This window comes from Nocardia sp. NPDC049707 (genome assembly GCF_040674855.1).
In the GTDB taxonomy this organism is placed as follows: domain Bacteria; phylum Actinomycetota; class Actinomycetes; order Mycobacteriales; family Mycobacteriaceae; genus Nocardia.
On sequence record NZ_JBFANN010000055.1, the window covers coordinates 1 to 18,111 of the forward strand.

At 66.6% G+C, this 18,111-nt stretch carries 14 protein-coding genes; 6 read left to right on the forward strand and 8 right to left on the reverse strand.

Features of this window, described 5'->3' with window-relative positions; translation table 11 throughout:
• Positions 1-129: 129 nt before the first annotated feature.
• Positions 130-1,722 carry a signal recognition particle-docking protein FtsY gene (gene ftsY / locus AB0J29_RS32475; protein ID WP_364794363.1) on the reverse strand — a complete coding sequence of 531 codons (1,593 nt, stop codon included), beginning with the start codon at positions 1,720-1,722 and terminating at the stop codon, positions 130-132.
• A gap of 120 nt (positions 1,723-1,842) precedes the next feature.
• Here ftsY and AB0J29_RS32480 point away from each other — a divergent pair, with 120 nt between their 5' ends.
• Complete coding sequence (locus AB0J29_RS32480; protein ID WP_364498746.1) at positions 1,843-2,232, forward strand: DUF2237 domain-containing protein; 390 nt, start codon at positions 1,843-1,845, stop codon at positions 2,230-2,232.
• Between the two features lie 93 nt (positions 2,233-2,325).
• On the opposite strand, the gene AB0J29_RS32485 is transcribed toward AB0J29_RS32480, so the two are convergent.
• Positions 2,326-3,123, reverse strand: coding sequence for a helix-turn-helix domain-containing protein (locus AB0J29_RS32485; RefSeq protein WP_364794364.1), 798 nt, complete (start codon positions 3,121-3,123; stop codon positions 2,326-2,328).
• A 106-nt stretch (positions 3,124-3,229) separates the two neighbouring features.
• On the opposite strand from AB0J29_RS32485, the gene AB0J29_RS32490 reads away from it, so the two are divergent.
• Positions 3,230-4,156 (forward strand): NmrA family NAD(P)-binding protein, encoded by a 927-nt coding sequence (locus tag AB0J29_RS32490; RefSeq protein ID WP_364794366.1) that lies wholly within the window; start codon positions 3,230-3,232, stop codon positions 4,154-4,156.
• A 200-nt stretch (positions 4,157-4,356) separates the two neighbouring features.
• On the opposite strand, the gene smc is transcribed toward AB0J29_RS32490, so the two are convergent.
• A complete protein-coding gene (gene smc / locus AB0J29_RS32495) occupies positions 4,357-7,971 on the reverse strand; it encodes a chromosome segregation protein SMC (protein WP_364794368.1) in 3,615 nt (1,204 codons plus the stop codon).
• Between the two features lie 471 nt (positions 7,972-8,442).
• Positions 8,443-8,973 (reverse strand): hypothetical protein, encoded by a 531-nt coding sequence (locus tag AB0J29_RS32500; RefSeq protein ID WP_364794369.1) that lies wholly within the window; start codon positions 8,971-8,973, stop codon positions 8,443-8,445.
• Positions 8,974-9,870: 897 nt separating this feature from the next.
• On the opposite strand from AB0J29_RS32500, the gene AB0J29_RS32505 reads away from it, so the two are divergent.
• Together AB0J29_RS32505 and AB0J29_RS32510 are read left to right on the forward strand one after the other, a co-directional pair.
• The gene (locus AB0J29_RS32505; protein WP_364794370.1) at positions 9,871-10,296 is read left to right on the forward strand and encodes a DUF1707 domain-containing protein; all 426 of its coding nucleotides are present in this window, start codon (positions 9,871-9,873) and stop codon (positions 10,294-10,296) included.
• Positions 10,297-10,658: 362 nt separating this feature from the next.
• Positions 10,659-12,806 (forward strand): hypothetical protein, encoded by a 2,148-nt coding sequence (locus AB0J29_RS32510; protein ID WP_364794371.1) that lies wholly within the window; start codon positions 10,659-10,661, stop codon positions 12,804-12,806.
• Positions 12,807-13,111: 305 nt separating this feature from the next.
• On the opposite strand, the gene AB0J29_RS32515 is transcribed toward AB0J29_RS32510, so the two are convergent.
• A complete protein-coding gene (locus AB0J29_RS32515; protein WP_364794373.1) occupies positions 13,112-14,068 on the reverse strand; it encodes a LysR substrate-binding domain-containing protein in 957 nt (318 codons plus the stop codon).
• Positions 14,069-14,137: 69 nt separating this feature from the next.
• Here AB0J29_RS32515 and AB0J29_RS32520 point away from each other — a divergent pair, with 69 nt between their 5' ends.
• Both AB0J29_RS32520 and AB0J29_RS32525 read left to right on the forward strand, forming a co-directional pair.
• Positions 14,138-14,650: a GNAT family N-acetyltransferase gene (locus AB0J29_RS32520; protein WP_364794375.1), complete on the forward strand. Its 513-nt coding sequence runs from the start codon at positions 14,138-14,140 to the stop codon at positions 14,648-14,650.
• A gap of 128 nt (positions 14,651-14,778) precedes the next feature.
• Entirely contained in the window at positions 14,779-15,651 is an 873-nt protein-coding gene (locus AB0J29_RS32525; protein ID WP_364794377.1) for a pyridoxamine 5'-phosphate oxidase family protein, read from the forward strand.
• An 88-nt stretch (positions 15,652-15,739) separates the two neighbouring features.
• On the opposite strand, the gene AB0J29_RS32530 is transcribed toward AB0J29_RS32525, so the two are convergent.
• Genes AB0J29_RS32530 through AB0J29_RS32540 form a run of 3 tightly spaced genes read right to left on the reverse strand, consistent with a single transcriptional unit; the run spans position 15,740 to position 17,993 of the window.
• On the reverse strand, positions 15,740-16,189 hold the full coding sequence (locus AB0J29_RS32530) for a DUF350 domain-containing protein (RefSeq protein ID WP_364794379.1): 450 nt from the start codon (positions 16,187-16,189) through the stop codon (positions 15,740-15,742).
• A gap of 29 nt (positions 16,190-16,218) precedes the next feature.
• Complete coding sequence (locus AB0J29_RS32535; protein WP_364794381.1) at positions 16,219-17,382, reverse strand: glutathionylspermidine synthase family protein; 1,164 nt, start codon at positions 17,380-17,382, stop codon at positions 16,219-16,221.
• Entirely contained in the window at positions 17,382-17,993 is a 612-nt protein-coding gene (locus AB0J29_RS32540) for a hypothetical protein (protein WP_364794383.1), read from the reverse strand. Before AB0J29_RS32540 ends, AB0J29_RS32535 begins: the two co-directional genes overlap by 1 nt.
• Positions 17,994-18,111 lie beyond the last annotated feature (118 nt).

Here is an 18,111-nt window from a genome sequence, read left to right on the forward strand (position 1 = left end):
CGTGCGCGGCCGGTCGCGGTTGCGAGCCGTCGAAGCGCATGCGACGAAGTCGCGAGTCTCGACGGCTCGGACGCGAGACTGAAGGGGGCCGCGAACCCGCCGCGCCGAAGGCGCGGCAATTAAACACAGTCAGCCCAAGAGGGCGTCCACGAAGGCCCCGGGTTCGAAGGGAGCAAGGTCGTCGGCGCCTTCGCCGAGGCCGACCAGCTTCACCGGAACACCGAGTTCGTGCTGCACCTGGAAGACGATGCCGCCCTTGGCCGTTCCGTCCAGTTTGGTGAGCACGACGCCGGTGATATCGACGACCTCGGCGAAGACGCGCGCCTGCATGAGACCGTTCTGTCCGACGGTGGCGTCCAGGACCAACAGGACCTCGTCGACCGCGGCCTTCTTCTCCACCACGCGCTTGACCTTGCCGAGCTCGTCCATCAGACCGGTCTTGGTGTGCAGTCGGCCCGCGGTATCGATCATGACGACATCGACGCCGCCCTCGATCCCCGCGCTGACCGCGTCGAAGGCGACAGCCGCCGGATCCGCGCCCTCCCGGCCGCGAACCGTATCCGCGCCGACCCGTTCACCCCAGGTCTGCAGCTGATCGGCGGCGGCGGCGCGGAAGGTATCGGCGGCGCCGAGCAGGACCCGGCGTCCGTCGGCGACCAGCACGCGGGCGAGTTTGCCGGTCGTAGTGGTCTTTCCGGTGCCGTTGACGCCGACGACCAGCAGGATCGACGGATGGTCGTCGTGCGGGAGCGCGCGCACCGAGCGGTCGAGCTCGGGGCGCAGCGCTTCGATCAATACCTCGCGCAGCACGGCGCGCGCCTGTTCGGTGTCGCGGACGCTGCGTGTGGCCATTTCCTCGCGCAGCCGATCCACCACCGCGGCGGTGCTCGCGGTGCCGAGATCGGCCAAGACCAGGGTGTCTTCGACCTCTTCCCAGGAGTCGTCGTCCAGGTCGCCGCCGCCGAGCAGGCCGAGCAGGCTCTTGCCGACAGCGTTCTGGGAGCGAGACAGGCGCCCGCGCAGGCGGACCAGGCGGCCCGCGGTGGGCTCGATGTAGTCCAGGGCTGGGGTGGTGGCCGCGTCGGCGGCGGTGGGTTCGGGGGCAGCTTCCACGGCGGCTTGGTCCGGGGTTGCCGCTGGTGCGGTGGTGGCTGCGGGCGGGGCGGTGTCCGCTGGCGGGGCGGTGTCGGTCGGCGCTGCGGTTCCGGGGTCCGCGGCGGTGGTGAGGTCCGCAGCCGTGGAGGTGTCCGAGGACGCGGAAGCATCGGCGCTCGTGGGCGGGGCCGGCGCCGCATCCGATTCGACCGCGGTATCCGAATCCACCGTGGCCGTTGTGGACTCGGCCGTGGTGGCGGCGCCATCGGTTTCGACCGAAGGGGGCTCCGCGATGTCGACATCGCCCTCGGGTAGCGGCACATTGGTGATGCCACGCTTCGGCGCGTCACGCGGAATCGCCGCGTCATCACCGACGTGGGGCTGCCCCTCGGTATCGGTTCGCTGGATCGGCGCGGGCTCCGGGCGTGTCGCGGTGGCCGTGCCGCCCTGACTGAAGTTGAAGCCACCCGAGGCCGCGTAACCACCAGACCGGTCGGTCAGTTCTTTGTCGGCGGTGGGCGGCGTCAGCGTGACGCGACGGCGCTTGTACAGGACGAATCCAGCGACAAACGCCACCACCAACACGGCGGCGACAACGGCGATCAGGATCCAGGCTTCGGAACTCACGCCGACCATCCTTGCAGAACCAGGTCCTGCGCATTACCACAGCGTCCCGGACCCGACACACAGCACCCGAGATTTCTTGTCCTGCGGAACTTCTCGCGATGGGACAATAGTATCGGCGACGTGACCGATCGAAACGTGCTTGGGGGGCCGCTGGAAGAGTGCGGCACCGATCCTCTCACCGGCTTCTACCGGGACGGCTGCTGCAGTACCGGGCCGGAGGATCTGGGCAGCCATACCGTGTGCACCGTCGTCACGGCTGAATTTCTGGAGCACCAGGCGTCCATCGGCAACGATCTGAGTACGCCGCGGCCGGAGAACAGCTTCCCGGGCCTGCAGCCGGGGGACCGATGGTGCGTGGTGGCCGTGCGCTGGTTACACGCTCACGAGGACGGTGTCGCCGCGCCCGTGGTGCTGGCGGCCACCCATGAAAACGCCCTGGAAGTGATCTCGATGGATATTTTGCGCAAATACGCCGTCGACGTACCGGACGATGTGAGTGACCTGCTCTGACTCCCCGCATCCTTGCCGACCGTCTGCCCAGAACAATTCCATCCCGGGCAGACGGTCGGCAGGCGGAATCCGCAACATTCTGCCGTGTCGGCGTCATCGCGCCGCATCGGCCAATGCGGCGCGGGCCGATCGTCGGCGATGCGCCTTCTGACGGCAGGCCGCGGAACAGTAGCGGGCTGGGCGGCCGGTGCCGGTGGGGCGGATCTCGGTGCCGCAGATCGGACAGTGCGGCGTTTCGTTACGATGGCCAGTTTCGTTACTAGTTTTGGCCCCGATATCGGGTTTCGTCACGGGCCGGATTCCGGAGTTCGCGCGCATGGCGTCGAACATGATCGCGACAGCCCGCAGCAGCGGTCCGCCGGGGCGCTGACGTCGCTGAATCGCCACGCATCCGGTGAAAACGTCCAGTACATCAGCGATTTCGAGATCCGAACGGACCGTGCCCTGGCGCTGCGCGGCCGCCAGCAGGGCGCCGAGCGCGTGATGAAAGCGGTCGCCCGCACTGCGTAGCAGTGCCTTCGGCCAGCCGTCGTCGGATTGGATGACATCGCAGAGTGCCTGGCTGCGCGGAGCGGAGCTGACCACCTCGGTACAGACCGCGAAGAATGCGGCACCGGGATCCGGCGCGTCGAGATATTCGACGGCGAGTGTCGCCAGCCGGTCGATGCGCTGTTGCATAACCGCTTCCAGCAGATCGGTTTTCGTGGGGAAATGTCGATAGACGGTGCCCGCGCCCACCCCGGCCCTGCGCGCGACCTCGGCCAATGATACCGAGGTGCCCTGTTCGGCGAAGGCGCGTTGCGCGGCGGCCAGCACCAGCGCGCGATTACGGCGGGCATCGGCCCGCGCGGCGACCATGGACGGTTCCGGCGTGGACAGCGAAGCAGACATTTCGTTACGGCCTTCCGTTCCTGTCACCTGGCCAAGCGGGCGATCACACCCATATCGTTCGAATTCGGGTTGTCCGACCCGATTGTATCGAGCAGAGAAGGCGAGTATGTCCCTTCAGCAGAACCCCATCCTGGTCACCGGCGCAACCGGCAAGCAGGGCGGTGCGACCGCGCGCCGACTGCTGGCCGACGGCATCGCGGTGCGTGCGCTGGTCCGCGATCCGCACGCGCCCTCGGCCCGCGCATTGGCCGACGCCGGCGCCGAATTGGTAACCGGTGACTTCGACACTCCCGCAACGCTGGACACCGCCGTCGCCGGAGCACACGGCGTATTCCTCTTGCCCCCAGCCGCTTTCGGGCCGAACGGTTGGCAGGCCGACGTGGAGGCCACCCGCGGCATCGCGGTGATCGACGCGGCCAAGCGCGCAGGAGTCCAACAGATCGTCTTCACCGGTGTCGCTTCGATGACCGATGACGCCGCATGGGGCCAGGCCGGAAAGGGCGACATCGAGGCAGCCGCCGCGACCAGCGGTCTGCGCTACACCCTGCTGCGTCCGGTGCGCTTCATGGAGAACTACATCCTGCGTGGCAGTCCGCTGGACGGCATCATCGACGGCGTGCAGAAACATCTGTTCCCGGCGGACCAGCCGCTGCAGATGATTGCGATCGACGATATCGCGGCCTTCGCCGCACTGGCCTTCGCCGACCCGGATCGCTTCCACGGCCGAACCCTCGAATTGGCGGGTGACGCGATAACTCCCGTCGCGGCCCTGGCGGCGATCACCCGGGCCACCGGATACCCGGTGCACTACCACGAGGTCACCGAGGCCGAGGCGGATGCCATGGGCGAACAGATCGGCAACACGTGGCGGTTGCTCCGCAAGTCCGGCGGCTGGCGCGCCGACATTCCCGCGCTCCGGGAAATCCACCCCGCCCTCAGCACCCTCGAATCCTGGCTCACCACAACCGGTGCCGCCAAGATCATGGCGCAACAGGACAACGACCGGCACGCCGCCACCTCGATGGCGCCATGAGCGCGGATCGATGTCGCCATTAGTGTGACCCAGCCCGCGGCGGATTCGGGTCATTGCCCCGAATCCGCCTGTGCTGCGGTCGCTTCCGTTGTAGTGGGTTATGTGGGTGCAGCGAGTGTCGTTGAGGCTGGCGAGTACCTTGTTGCCGAAAGATCACCAGACGTGTTGCCTGCGAGGGCTTCTGGGTCGCGGCCTTACCTTCAGCCGGCCGCGCCGACCGGGGTGAGGGTCTCCCCGCGCAGTCGTTGACTGATCACCTGGGTGATGCCGTCGCCGCGCATGCTGACACCGTAGAGGGCATCGGCAATCTCCATGGTCGGCTTCTGGTGGGTGATGACGATCAGCTGACTCTTCTCGCGCAGCTGCTCGAACAGGCCGATGAGACGGCGCAGATTGGTGTCGTCCAGCGCGGCCTCGACCTCGTCCATCACGTAGAACGGCGAGGGGCGGGCGCGGAAGATGGCCACCAGCAGGGCAACCGCGGTCAGCGATTTCTCGCCGCCGGACAGCAGCGATAGTCGCTTGACCTTCTTGCCGGGCGGGCGCGCCTCCACCTCGATACCGGTGGTCAGCATGTCCGACGGGTCGGTCAGCACCAGCCGGCCCTCGCCGCCCGGAAACAGTTTCGCGAAGACGCCGACGAATTCGCGCTCGACATCCCCGTAGGCATCGGTGAACACCTGCAGGATGCGCGCGTCCACTTCGGCCACCACATCCAGCAGATCCTTGCGCGCGCTCTTCACGTCGTCGAGCTGAGTGGCGAGGAAGTTGTAGCGCTCCTCGAGCGCCGCGAACTCTTCCAGCGCAAGAGGATTCACCTTGCCGAGGGTGGCGAGGTCCTTCTCGGCGCGCTTGGCGCGGCGCTCTTGAGTCTTGCGGTCGTACGGCATCGGAGCGGGCGCGCTGACCTGTTCGCCGCGCTCCTTGGCCTGCTCGTACTCCTGCCACTCCAGATCCGATGGCGGCATCGGCACATCCGGACCGTATTCAGCGATCAGATCGGCCAGTGCGATGCCGAACTGTTCGGCGATGGTCGCCTCGATCTGCTCGATGCGCAGTGCCGCTTGGGCTTTGGCGACCTCGTCGCGGTGCACAGCATCGGTGAGTTGGGCAAGCTGGGTGGTCAGCGCGCGGGCCCGCTCCTTGACCTGTTCGACCTGGGTAGCGCATTCGGTGCGGCGGCGTACCAGTTCGTCGCGGCGCGCACCCGCTTGCGCCACAACGGATTCCAGTTCGGCGGCGACCTTGGCACCGGATTCGGCAACGGCGGCGGCGACTTCGGCGGCCTGTCTGCGCGCGGCCTGTGCGCGTTCGGCGCGCGCCCTTGTCTCGCGTTCGGCGCGCGCGGCCCGGCGCAGCGAATCCGCTTTGCCGCGAACCGATTCCGCGCGTTCCTCGGAGGTGCGCACAGTCAAGCGGGCCTCCACCTCCATGGACCGTGCCTCGGCCAGTGCGGCGGCGGCCTCCTCGCGCTCGCGGCCGGCGGATTCGGTGCCCGCCGCGCCCATGCCGTCGTCGACCTCGGATTCGAGTTCGATGCGGCGCAGCCGTTGTTCGAGATCGGCCAGCGCCGCCAGTGTCTCTTCCCGACCGGACTCGGTTTCCGCGCGCTGGGCGGTGAGCCGGTCGATATCCGTTTGGGCCGTGCGGGCCACCTCGCCGAGCCTGCCGAGGCGGTCGTAGATCACGACCAGGGCCTGATCGGATTCGTGCAGTGCGAGCAGTGCGTGATCGACCGCATCCTTGCGATCGGCTTGTTCGGCCAACGCACCGGACAGGGCCGCCTCCAGTTCTTCGGCGCGGCGTTGCGCTACGACCAAATCGGCCTTGGCGGCATCGATATCGGCCTGGATCTCCAGCTGACTCGGTGCGCGATCGGATCCGCCGAGCACCCAACCGATTCCGGTGAGATCGCCGTCGCGGGTGACCACGCGCAGTTCCGGCCGAGCCCGGACCAGTTCGGCGGCGGCGGCGAGATCGTCGACCACGGCGACACCGGCGGTCAGCGCCGCAAGGGCGGCGCGAACGTTGTCCGGTCCGTCGACCACATCGGCCAGCCAGCGCGCCCCGCCGGGCAATGCACCGTTGGGCGTGATCGGCGCGGCCGCGGCATCGAAGACGAGTGCGGCCCGACCACCATCGGCCTCCTTCAACGCCCGCACCGCTGTGTGCGCGGAATCTCCGGTGTCGGCGGCAACGGCGTCGGCGAGCGGGCCGAGGGTCGCGGCGACAGCGACCTCGAAACCACCGTGCACCCGGATCAGCCCGGAAAGCGGACCGAGCAGGCCCTGCGCGCGATTCTCGACCAACCAGGCCGCGCCGTCCTTGCGCGCCAAGCCCATCCCCAACGCTTCGATGCGGGCGCTCAGCGACGCGACCCGCTTGGTGGCGTCGCGATCCTGTTCGCGCAGTTCGGTCACGCGCTGATCGGCGAGTTCGAGGGCCTGCACCGCATGCTCGTGCTGGGCGTCCAGACCGGCCTCACCGGCCTCGAGTTCACCGAGTTCGCCTTGGCCCGCCTCGAATTCGGCCTGGGCCGCCTCGCCACGCTGGCGGGCCTCACCGATCGCGACGGTGAGCCGGGTGACCTCCGCATCCACCGACTGGGATCGGGTGCGCAGGGTTTCGACCTGACCGGACAACCGGGCCAACCCCTCACGCCGGTCGGCGATGGCGCGCACCGCGGCCAAATGCGCCTGTTCGGCGGCCTTCGCGGCCTGCTCACGTTCGGCGAGTGCCTCGCGCGCGGCCTCCAGGGTCTCGGCCGCGATTTCGACCGCCTCGCGCAGTTCGGCCTCCTCGGCTTCCACCCGTTCGGCCTCTGCCTCGAGCTGCTCCGGATCACGACCGCTGCCGACGGGCAGTTCGGTGTGCAGGTTGCGGGCGCGGTCGCCCGCGATTCGGATGGTGGCATTGACCCGCTCGGCCAGCGCGGACAGCTGGAACCAGATCTGCGCGGCGGCCTCGGCGCTCGGGGTCAGTCGGGACAGCTGGAATTCCTGCTGCGCCAGTGCGGCATTCGCGGCATCGAGTTCGGTCTGCACCGTGATCTGCTGCTCGCGCGCGTACGCCTCTTTGCTCTGCTGGCTCTCCAGCTCGTTGCGCCGGGTGACCAGGTCGTCGGCGGCCAGGCGCAGGCGCGCGTCGCGCAGATCGGCCTGTACGGTCTGGGCACGGCGGGCCACCTCGGCCTGTCTTCCGAGCGGTTTGAGTTGGCGGCGCAGCTCGGTGGTGAGATCGGTGAGGCGGGCCAGGTTGGCCTGCATCGCCTCCAGTTTGCGGACCGCCTTTTCCTTGCGCTTGCGGTGCTTGAGCACACCGGCGGCCTCTTCGACGAAGGCACGGCGGTCCTCGGGGCGCGATTCCAGGATCGCCGAGAGTTGGCCCTGTCCGACGATGACGTGCATTTCCCGGCCGATGCCGGAATCGCTGAGCAGTTCCTGCACATCCATCAGGCGGCAGGAGCTGCCATTGATCTCGTATTCACCCGCGCCGTCGCGGAACATGCGCCGGGTAATGGAGACCTCGGCGTAGTCGATCGGCAGCGCACCGTCGGAGTTGTCGATGGTCAGCGTCACCTCGGCGCGACCGAGCGGCGCGCGTCCGGAGGTACCGGCGAAGATGACGTCCTGCATCTTGCCGCCGCGCAGCGCCTTCGCACCCTGCTCGCCCATCACCCAGGTGAGCGCGTCGACGACATTGGATTTGCCCGAGCCGTTCGGGCCGACCACGCAGGTGATGCCCGGCTCGAGCCGCAAGGTCGTCGCGGACGCGAAGGACTTGAAACCCTTCAACGTCAGACTCTTCAGGTGCAAATTCGACGCCCCTTCCCTGCACGCGGTCGAACAATTCGTCGTCCCCGAGGAGGGCGACCAGCCATGGTATCCGTCGAGCATCGGTTACCCGGTAGGCGGGCGGACACCGCTCGGCCACCTCGGTAGGTTATCGATTCGGCGCCCACTATCCAGCATTTCGGCGACCGCGCGCATGGTCTCCTCGGGTCCGGCGGAAGGCGAGCGCAACCAAGTGGGCAGCCTGTCACCACGCCGGATGGCGTGTCCCCTGACTTCGCAGTGACTCCAACTCCGCCGGACCGACCGGTATGCGCTTGCGGTATCGCCGGACTGCCGGGGCGCATACGATCCAGTCTGATTCGCCAGCGGACCGGTAGTTCGGCGGGAGTGCAGAGCATGTCATCGGCCAAGACCAGCACCGTGTTCGGTCTGGTCCGTCATGCGACGACGCTGCGGCTGACGCGCATCGCGACACTGGTCGTGGGGTGCCTGCTATTTCTGCATGCGTGCGAGGTCAGCCGAAAAAGCGATTTGTCCGATGTCTGGGTGCAGGTCGCTGTCGCCGCCGGCTTCGCGCTCATCGGCCTGATAACCGCCTGGTTCGAGGTGCAGGCCGCCGACCACGCCGCCACCCGTGCCCGCACCGACATTCGCGGTTTCCGCATCGAATCCGACGGCATAACTGTCCGGGCCCGCATCACCCGCTCCGGCGATCTCGTCTTCCACGGCCACGACACCAGCGGCGCCGCTCCGGCCTACGAATGGAATTGGGCCTTCCGGACCAGCACCTTCCCCGACATCCGCGCCGCTCTCGGCGGTGGCCGGGGCGACCTGCTCGACCTCCTCGAACGCACCGTCCTCGACCTGGACCGCCACGACCCCGGCGCTTGGCTGCACAACCAGGGCATCCCCGCTGCCTTCCGGGAACGCGGCGATACCTCCCACCGCATCACCCGCGAACTGCCGGTGCTGGACCTCGAAGCTCCCCGCCGCGATCAGTCCCGCGAATCCATTGGGGCACATCAGCTATCGAGCAAGCGCCGCAACGCACGCGAACCCGTGGACCCGCCTCGCCCCAGCCGAAGCCGCCGCCAACCACCTGACCAAGACACTCCCACCCGCCGCGGGGCCGCTGCCCCCCGCTCCCAAAATCACCGTAACTCCGACAACCGCTTCGACGAACCGCCGATTCGGCGCGACCAGCCGTCGAACACGCGCCGAAGAGCAAGCGATCGGTCGGGGTGGCGTGCGGCTAGAACAGGTGAGAGACCTCGATCCCGTAGGAACGAATCGCTCGACGACTCGTGGGACGAGCAACCCGAATCACGCCACCACAGCCCCTCCCACCGCCCTTTCGACCAGAATTCCGGCGCACACCACCCCTGGTCGGACCCATACGGCCACGAACCTCCGATGGATCGGCGAAACGAACCACAGGCTGGTCGAGGTACACCACCCAGCCGCCGCCACGCCGAGGCACCTCCCGACGAACTGGGCGCCCCAGCACGCGCCCGCCGCGAAAACCACGCGGATCCGAGGCGATCCCCACCGTCGACCGATTTTCCCGCCACTCGCTCCCGGGAACAACCTGGCTACCGTCAGCCCAGGGATGAAAGTTCCGGCGCGTACCGCCAAGGGCAATCCCGCGCACACCCCAGCGAACCGTCTCGGCCATCGCAGCGCGAACCATGGGCACGGAACGAGCAACCGGTCCGACGTCATCGCAGGTCATAGGCCGAACGAACAGCGGAGTTCAGCAAGGCTTCGGTGACACCCGAAATCTTGGACTCATCGGCGCTGAGGCCGACTCGACCGCGTCCCGATACACCGCCACACCAGGGGTTGACATTCCACATTGGAGGGTTCATGCTGATTCCACATTCCAATGTGGAATATGGATCTAGTCGTTAGGAACTGGACATGGAAATCTCGCCTGGTACTCGGGCTTCCGATGCGGAGCGCGAGAAGGTTGTGCGCCTGCTCGGACGGCATATGGCCGACGGTCGGATCGATCTTGCCGAATACGATCAGCGCGTCGCACGTGTCTACGAGACCGGCGTTCGCGACGATCTGCAACTGGTGCTGTCCGATCTGCCGAAGCTGCCGAAAGAGTCGGCCGTACCGAAGAATTCGATGAGCCGCTTCCCGATCTGGCAGCAGATCGAAGGTACTTCGTGGCTCGGCGTGAGCGTGCTGGTGCTCGCCATCTGGGCGGCGATCTCGATGAGCGTCGGGGAGCTCACCTACCCGTGGCCGATCTGGGTCATCGGTCCGTGGGGCGCCGTGCTCGCCTTCCGTATGCTGGCCGGTTTCGAATCGGGCAGGTTCGGTCGGCACACCAACTGACACATCGTGCCGGTCAGCTGGCACCAGTGCTGAATGCACCGCAAGGGCATCCAGCACCACTGATCGTGCACCCCACGTCAGGAACCCCGGGGCCTGCCGCTCGGGTCCGCTGTGGCGCGAGTGCGCACGGGCGGAGCTGGCCGCCCGTTTTCCCGGCCTGATCGAGCTGCTCGGGACGGGGCACAGGCGCTGAGCCGAACCATCGAGCTAGCGCGCCGCCACCGTGCCCGCAGACGTCGACATCCCGCCCGAAGGAAGATCGCGCAGGCTTGCCCCCAGGTACTCCCCGCCTGCAAGAGGGCACGCCGCGCGTGAGCGCGAAGTTGTCGACCTGCTCAGGCGTGACACTACGGTGGGGTGACATGGACAGCGTCCCGGTGTCGGAATGCGTCGATGTCGCGCCTGTGCCTGCGCGGCGTTGGCGGGTGCTTGGGGTGGCACGGGGTGTGCTCGGCGTGGCGTTGGGGCTCGTGTTGGTGCAGTCGGTGATCCGGGGGTGGGTAGCGGGGAGTGGTTTTTTCTATTGGGACGATCTGATTTTGGTGGGGCGGGCCGGTAGTTATTCGCTGTGGTCTGCGGATTTGCTGTTGTACGACCATGATGGGCATTTCATGCCGTTGGCGTTCGCGACGGCTTGGGTGGTGACCGCGGTTGCGCCATTGGCATGGGCTGGGCCAGTGGTGTCGCTGGTGGTGTTGCAGCTCGCGGCGTCGGTGGCGGTGGTACGGATGCTGGTCGTGCTGATGGGGATGCGGTGGGCGATTCTGGTGCCGCTCGGGTTTTATCTGTTCTGTCCGCTGACGCTTCCAGCGTTCGCGTGGTGGGCCGCCGCGCTCAATGCACTGCCACTGCAATTCGCGCTCGCGTGGGTGATCGGTGATGCCGTGCGGCTGGTCGAGACGGGGCGGCGGCGGTACGCGGTATCGGGGGTCGTGGTGCTGGCGGCGGCGCTGCTCTTCTTCGAGAAGTCGGTGATCGTGCCGTTCGCCGCATTCGCCGGCGCTGTACTCGCTCGGCACGTCGACGGTCTCGGATCCGCGCTGCGGGTTGTGGCGCGGCGTGGGGCGGCGCTGTGGGGCGGTTCCGGTGTGGTGATCGGCTGTTGGCTGGCCGGATATCTGGCGGTGGTGGATGTTTCGGCGGTGCATACCAGTCCGGCGGAATTGCGTGACTTATTGCCCGGCGCAACATCATTGGGGATTGTGCCGACACTGTTCGGCGGACCGTGGAGTTGGGAGCGCTGGTTGCCGTCGACACCGTGGGCGGATCCGCCGAGTTGGACGGTGGTGTCGGCGTGGGTCGCATTGTGCGCATTGGTGCTACTGTCCCTGCGTGCCCGGCTCCGCGTGTGGCCGGTGTGGGTGACAGCGGCGGCGTACGTGCTCGTCGCCCAACTGCCGGTCGCGTTGGTCCGCAGCGGACCCAACACCGCCGCCGAACTGATGCAGTCCCTGCGCTATTTCGCCGATATCGCAGTGGTGTCGACCGCAGCCGGTGCGCTGATACTGCGTGCTCAACCGCGGGGCCGTGTTCCGGACTTGCTCCCGGATTCGAGTGACGACGCGAGTGTAACGGGCAGTGGGATTCCTGCAGCGGCTCACGATTCGCGGCGTGGAGCGGCTGCGTCACGCAACCGCGCCGCCGCGGCGCTCCCCGACTCGCCACACGACGCGACCAACCCGCACGAACGCACTTCGGCGCGGCGGCCCAGTCCGGAAGATGATGCGACAGTCCCGCGCAGCGGGGATGGACCGGCTCGCGATTCGCGAGATCGGGCGGGGTTATTGGCGGGGCGGGGTTCCGGGTTGCTGGGAGGTCTGGCAGCTGGGCGGGTCTTCAGGGTGGGTGGGCGCAGGGCAAGGGCGGTGGACGGGCGGGTTATGGCCTTGTTGGGGGTGGCGTTTCTGGTGAGTTGTCTGTGGTCTACTGCGGGTTTCGTGGAGTCTTGGCGGGTCAATCCGACGAGGGCGTATGTGGCGAATGTGAAGGCGGGGTTGGCTCGGGTCGATGGAGAGCCGCTGCTCGAGCAGGAGGTGCCGTGGAATGTGTTGAATCCGACGGCGTATCCGCAGAATTTGACGAGTCGCGTGCTCGCACCGTTGACGAAGCCAAGTACCTTTGCCGACTCGACGCCGCATCTGCGGATGATTACTGATAGCGGCGAGATCGTCGAGGCGGCGGTGTGGTGGAACCGCAGTATTCTGCCGGGGCCGGAGCCCGGCTGCGGCTACCGGATCCTCGGGCCGCAGCCGGCCGATGTTCCGCTCGACGGGCCGATGCTCGAACACGAATGGACTGTGCAGCTCAACTATCTGGCCAACCAGGATGGACGCATTACTGTCTCGTTCGAATACGGCGAACCCGTGGGCGCGCCGGTTCGCAAGGGATTGAATACCGTCTACGTTCGCGTTGTCGGCAGCGGGACCACGCTTCGAATCAGCCCTCGCACACCAGGACTCGAACTCTGCCTCGGGGTCGGGCCCGTAGGAGTCGCCTCCTACGACAACTGACCGCCGGGCAATGGACGCTATGTAAGATTGAGCTCCACTCGCAACCGACAGCTGCCAGAACAACGATCACGACACCGACGGGGTAGCGAAACCGCTGTGCCACAGTCGTATTGCTCTCGGCGGCGCGAAGGTCCGTGCATCTGGCACCGGCTTTGCCACCAGACGCCACCGACCCGCGCGAATCAGTGATACGGAGCCGACGAGTGACGGCCCGCTTGTGCGGCTACAGCGCCTGCTTTCTGGCGGCGATCCCCCGACCAGAGGACAGCGGCGGCAAACAGGACAGTCGCAGGTGATTTCGCCGACTACTCGACCACCGCAGCGAGATCTGCTGCCGCACATGCCGTTCGAGCCTCTGGTTCGGTCGGTCGAGCGGCGTCGTTCGGCAATAACGCCAGGAAGTTGCGAATGAGAGCGCGCTCGTCATCGCCCCGGTGAGCCACGTAAACCGTTGTCGTGGCGGCGGTTTCGGTGAGTGGCACGATGCGGACGGTCCGCGGCGCGGTGAACGTCGCGCTGCGCGGTGCAATGGTGACGCCCAGCCCCTCACCCACCAAGTAGAGGATGGTGGTCCAGTTGTTGCCCTCCTGCACGATGCGGGGCCGGTGACCGGCTTCCACCAGGGGCCGCAGGTTCTTGTCGTGGGCATGGGAGCCCGCAGCCCGGGGGAAGAACACGAGCGGGTCCTCGGCGAGGTCGGGCCCGGTGAGGGCGGCATGGTCCGCCAGCGGGTGATCGACCGGCAGCACTGCCATGAACGGCTCGGTGACCAGCGGGAATACGACGGTGTCTGGCTGCTCGTCGGGATCGCGCACGATCGCCATGTCGAGCGCGCCGTGGCCGAGCTGCGCCATCATGTGGGTGGTGTAGCCCTCGATGAGATCGATCTGGACCAGCGGATAGCGGTCTCGGAACTGCCGGACACTCCGCAGCGGTTTCAGCGGTAGCACCGACGGGACAAAGCCCAGGTAAAGCCGCCCCTGGCTACCCTGGCCGATGCGCGCGACCTCGTCCAGGTCGCGAGTCGCATGACCGAGGATCGCCGCGGCCCGCTCACGCAGCACCTCTCCCGCCGGGGTGAGGGCGACACTGCGCGAGGTGCGGTCGAACACACGGGTACCCAGCAGCGTCTCCAGCCGCTGGATCTGCTGGGTCAGCGCGGGTTGAGCGATGTGCAGCCGCGCGGCAGCCCGGCCGAAATGCAGTTCCTCGGCGACTGCCAGGAAGTAGCGCAGGTGCCGCAGTTCAACCCCATCAATCATAAGTTCAACATATCAATCGGACCTATCAAGTATTGGACATGATGATTCACGGCCCGGCATGCTGACAACGTGACACAGCAGACCGAACCCGTCGCCACCCGACAGATCGACACCATCGTCGTCGAGCCGATGTCGAGCCCGGCCGATGCACGGGCGTTCAAGGAACTCAACGAGGAATGGATCGTCGAGCTGTTCTCCCTTGAACCCGCCGACTCCGTCAAACTGGACAACCCGGAGCGCGAGATCGTCGCCAGGGGCGGACAGGTACTCATCGCCCGCGACGGCGAGGACATCGTCGGATGTGTGGCGCTGGTGCTGGCGGGTGACGGTGTGTTCGAGCTGTCGAAGATGGCTGTGGCGCGGCACCGCCGCGGCCGCGGCCTCGGTCGCATCATCCTGGAGGAGGCCATCGACTACGCCCGACGGCAGGGTGCCACGGCGTTGTTCCTCGGTAGCAGCACTAAGCTGGCCGACGCTGTACATCTGTACGAATCAATCGGTTTCGTGCACGTCCCGAACGATCACATCGGGCCGATGCCGTATGAGCGCGCGGACGTGTTCATGCGGTACGAGTTCGACTGACCGGTTGTGGCTGAGGTGCAACCGCGCCCTTGGACACAGGTAGGTTGAAGGACGAGCCAAGTCGCACGACCGGGAACAGCATCGTCCCCGAGCCCTTGCCGGTGAGCTGATGACTCCGGAGGTATCAAGTGGTAACCCGTGATGTCGAGGCAACCGCGGTAGCCGACTTGGCGCTGGCACCGCCGCGCGCTGCGTTGGCTGTCACTATTGACGACGAAATCCACGTGCTGCCCATCGGCGTGAGTGTCGAAGATCCGGCGGCCCCCGGAGCATCGCCGCGGATAATGCGGGTGCCGGAAGACGCCCCCGATCTGGCCGACCGAAATGTCGTGGTAATTGCCGACGACGGCCCGCAATGGTTCCGGTTGCGGTCGCTGACCGTCCGAGGGAAGGCAATTTCGATGGGCGATCAGTCATATCGGCTGGTCCCGACGCGAGTTGTCGCCTGGGACTACGGCTCACTTCATTACGCGCCAACGCCACCGGATACCGTCGATCCACGACAGCCCGTATTCAGTGGTGCCAGCTATACCGACATCAACCCGTTGACGTCACCGAATTTGGACGCGGCGCTATCCGCTGCGCGCGTCATGATCCTTGCCACGCACTCGGAGCGGGGCACACCATTCGCGGTACCGCTGTGGTTTGTTATGGCGGACCATGGCCGAATCTTCGCGGGGACCTCGGCTTCGTCGTGGACGGTACGCAATGTGGCCAGTCGCTCGCAGGTGGCCCTCTTATTCGGCGGCGAGAATGGGCGCGACTCCCACCGACTGCTCGTGCGCGGACGTGCTCGCGCCGTCTCCGGCCCACCACCGCCAGCGGTGCTCGCTCGAATAGCTTGGCGCTACTACCTGGCCCCACAGTTTGCGGCGGCGGAGCTGAATCACCTGCGGCTATGGCGCCGGCGGATGCGCTATTACGCGCAGTCGCAAGCGGCGCACGTCATCATCACGCCACAATCAGCGATCGAATGTCGTGCGCCGCACTCGCATACGTGACAAGGCTGTGGATGTGCCACAGCCTTTCGCCAGTACCGGAATATCGGAAATCTCTGTGATCCGCCGCACCGGCATTCCGCCCGGGGAACTACAGAATGGCGAAGGCGACAACCAGACCGAGCGCGAGATGCGCGGCGGCCACCACGAGTACCTTGGCGGTGTAGACATCGGATGCCAGCGCGGCGCCGATATCGATGCCGAGCGCGCGCTCGATGACCCGCACCGAGATAACCTGCGCGACAATGCCGACCAGCCCATAGACGCTGGCCGCGATGAGCCCTTCGGAAAGCTTGCCCGCCGATGCGTAGGTCGCAAGCACCACGATCAAGGCCATGCTGACCATGGCCGCGGCGGCGACGATGACCGCATTGGGTTTACCCGCCACGACCAGGGCACGCAGCTTACCGGGTGTGGTCAGATCGATGGCGTAGAAGCCGACGAGTATGAGAGCCAAGCCGACAATGGCGTAGAGGATGATGGCGCCGACGCCGGTGCCGAGCGAGTTCCAGTAACCCGATTCGAGGGCAACTGCGGTCATCGTGATCCTTCCGAGGTGAGGTCGCGTGGTTACTGCGTAATGCGGTGCGGGACAAAGGCCGAGCCGTCATCGGTGATCAATCCGGCGGTTTCGCGTAACCCCAGCCCTGCCGCATTGTCACCGACGATCCAAGCACCGAGCACCGGACGCATATCGTCGAATTCCGGTAGGGGGTCCAGCAATTGGTAGACGAACCCCTCTTCGCCGTAGACCCCACCGGTGGCTGTCTCCAGACCCGCGCCGATAATGGTCATATTCGCACCCTCGCGCCCCAGCTTCGGCTTGCGAATGTATTCGGTGAGCTCATTGGGCTGATCGAGGTAGGCGGGCAATAGATTCGGGTGCCCGGGATACATCTCCCACAGGATCGCGAGGATCGCCTTATTGCTCAGCAGGGTTTTCCACAGCGGCTCGACCCACATGGTCTGCGGCAGGCTCGCGACCACACGCTTACCGAAATCGTCGTCGAGCACCCACTCCCACGGATAGAGCTTGAAGATCGCATCGATCGACCCCTCGGCCAGATCGACGAAACGCTCCAGTTCGCTGTCGAATCCGATCTCCTCGATCGGCAGCGCGATGGTGTCGAACCCGGCCTCGGCCGCGGTCTCCTGCATATACGCGGTGGTGACATTGTCCTCACCGGTGGCATCCGCACCAGACCAGGTGAAATGCAATTGCGCCGACGGCAGGATGTCGCGCAACTCGGTCCAGCGCTCGACCAGCTTCTCGTGCAGGGAATTCCACTGATCGCCGTCCGGATAGAGTGCGGTGAGCCAGTGCCACTGCACAATTGCCGCCTCCAATAGTGAGGTCGGCGTATCGGCGTTGTACTCCAACAGTTTCGCCGGACGGCGCGCGTCATAACGCAGATCGAAGCGCCCGTAGACATGCGGGTCATTACGCTTCCAGGATTCCGCGATCGGCCCCCAACTCCATTCGGGCAGACCGAAATCCTTGTACCGCTCGGTGAGCACGACATGTTCGACGGCATTCAGACACATCGAATGCAGCAGTTCGACATCGGCTTCCAGCGCGAGGATTTCCGGCATCTCGAACTCGTAGTGCACCGATTCATCCCAGTACGGCCTGGGCAGACCGCTCGCATCCCGGCCGGGCGACCCGTAGACCAGCCCCTGGCCCTCGATGATCTGCTGCCAACCGAGCCGCGGCGTACCGCGCACGCGTCGCATTACGAACCTCCGCCACTCTTGCTGCTGGTACCGAGACCGCCGCGGGTAATGGTGCTGCCGCTCTTGGTCGAGATGTGAGCGCCCTTGGGCTGCACCGTGGTTCCGCCGGTCGGCGGTTTGCCGACGGTGTTGTTGCCGCCGTAGTAGTAGCGGTACTGGTGCCCGTTGTAGATGAAGATCCCGTTGAGGCCGGTGTACGCACCGGTCGCGCCGGATCCGACGGCGGTCGAGGCGGTCTCGCACTGATCGTCGGGTGCGACGATCTCTTGACCGTTCTGATCGATCACGGTGCAATACGCGGTCACCTGAGCGGGTTTGGTGACTGCCCGATAGGCGAGATAACCACCACCGACCAGACCCGCGACACCGACAATGGCGACGCCGCCGATGAGTACGCGCTTGCGAGTGCGTTTCTTGTGCTCGGCGGCAGCCGCGGCGGCCCGCTGCGCCTCCTCCGCGCGCTTACGCGCCTTATCGCGCGCCCGTGCCTCGGCCACCGTCGGCGGCCGCGGCTGGGTAACGCCGGCCTCTTGCCGCTGGATACTGCCGGCGCGCGGTGGCGTGCCGAACCGCTTGGGCTCAGTCCCCGGCGACGGCTCGGTGCCCGGCACACCAGATTCACCTGGCGTACCAGGACCGCCACCCGACGTATCTGACCCAGCACCAGCCGAACCGATACCGCTGCTCGGCGAACCAGCCCCAGCGGACCCGCCGCCTGGCGAGCCACCC

Coding starts and splice junctions, on each gene's coding strand:
- AB0J29_RS32505 (WP_364794370.1), top strand. CDS start 9,871: ATGGAAATCTCGCCTGGTACTCGGGCTTCCGATGCGGAGCGCGAGAAG.
- AB0J29_RS32510 (WP_364794371.1), top strand. CDS start 10,659: ATGGACAGCGTCCCGGTGTCGGAATGCGTCGATGTCGCGCCTGTGCCT.
- AB0J29_RS32500 (WP_364794369.1), bottom strand. CDS start 8,973: ATGTGCCCCAATGGATTCGCGGGACTGATCGCGGCGGGGAGCTTCGAG.
- AB0J29_RS32530 (WP_364794379.1), bottom strand. CDS start 16,189: ATGACCGCAGTTGCCCTCGAATCGGGTTACTGGAACTCGCTCGGCACC.
- AB0J29_RS32485 (WP_364794364.1), bottom strand. CDS start 3,123: ATGTCTGCTTCGCTGTCCACGCCGGAACCGTCCATGGTCGCCGCGCGG.
- AB0J29_RS32490 (WP_364794366.1), top strand. CDS start 3,230: ATGTCCCTTCAGCAGAACCCCATCCTGGTCACCGGCGCAACCGGCAAG.
- AB0J29_RS32535 (WP_364794381.1), bottom strand. CDS start 17,382: ATGCGACGCGTGCGCGGTACGCCGCGGCTCGGTTGGCAGCAGATCATC.
- AB0J29_RS32515 (WP_364794373.1), bottom strand. CDS start 14,068: ATGATTGATGGGGTTGAACTGCGGCACCTGCGCTACTTCCTGGCAGTC.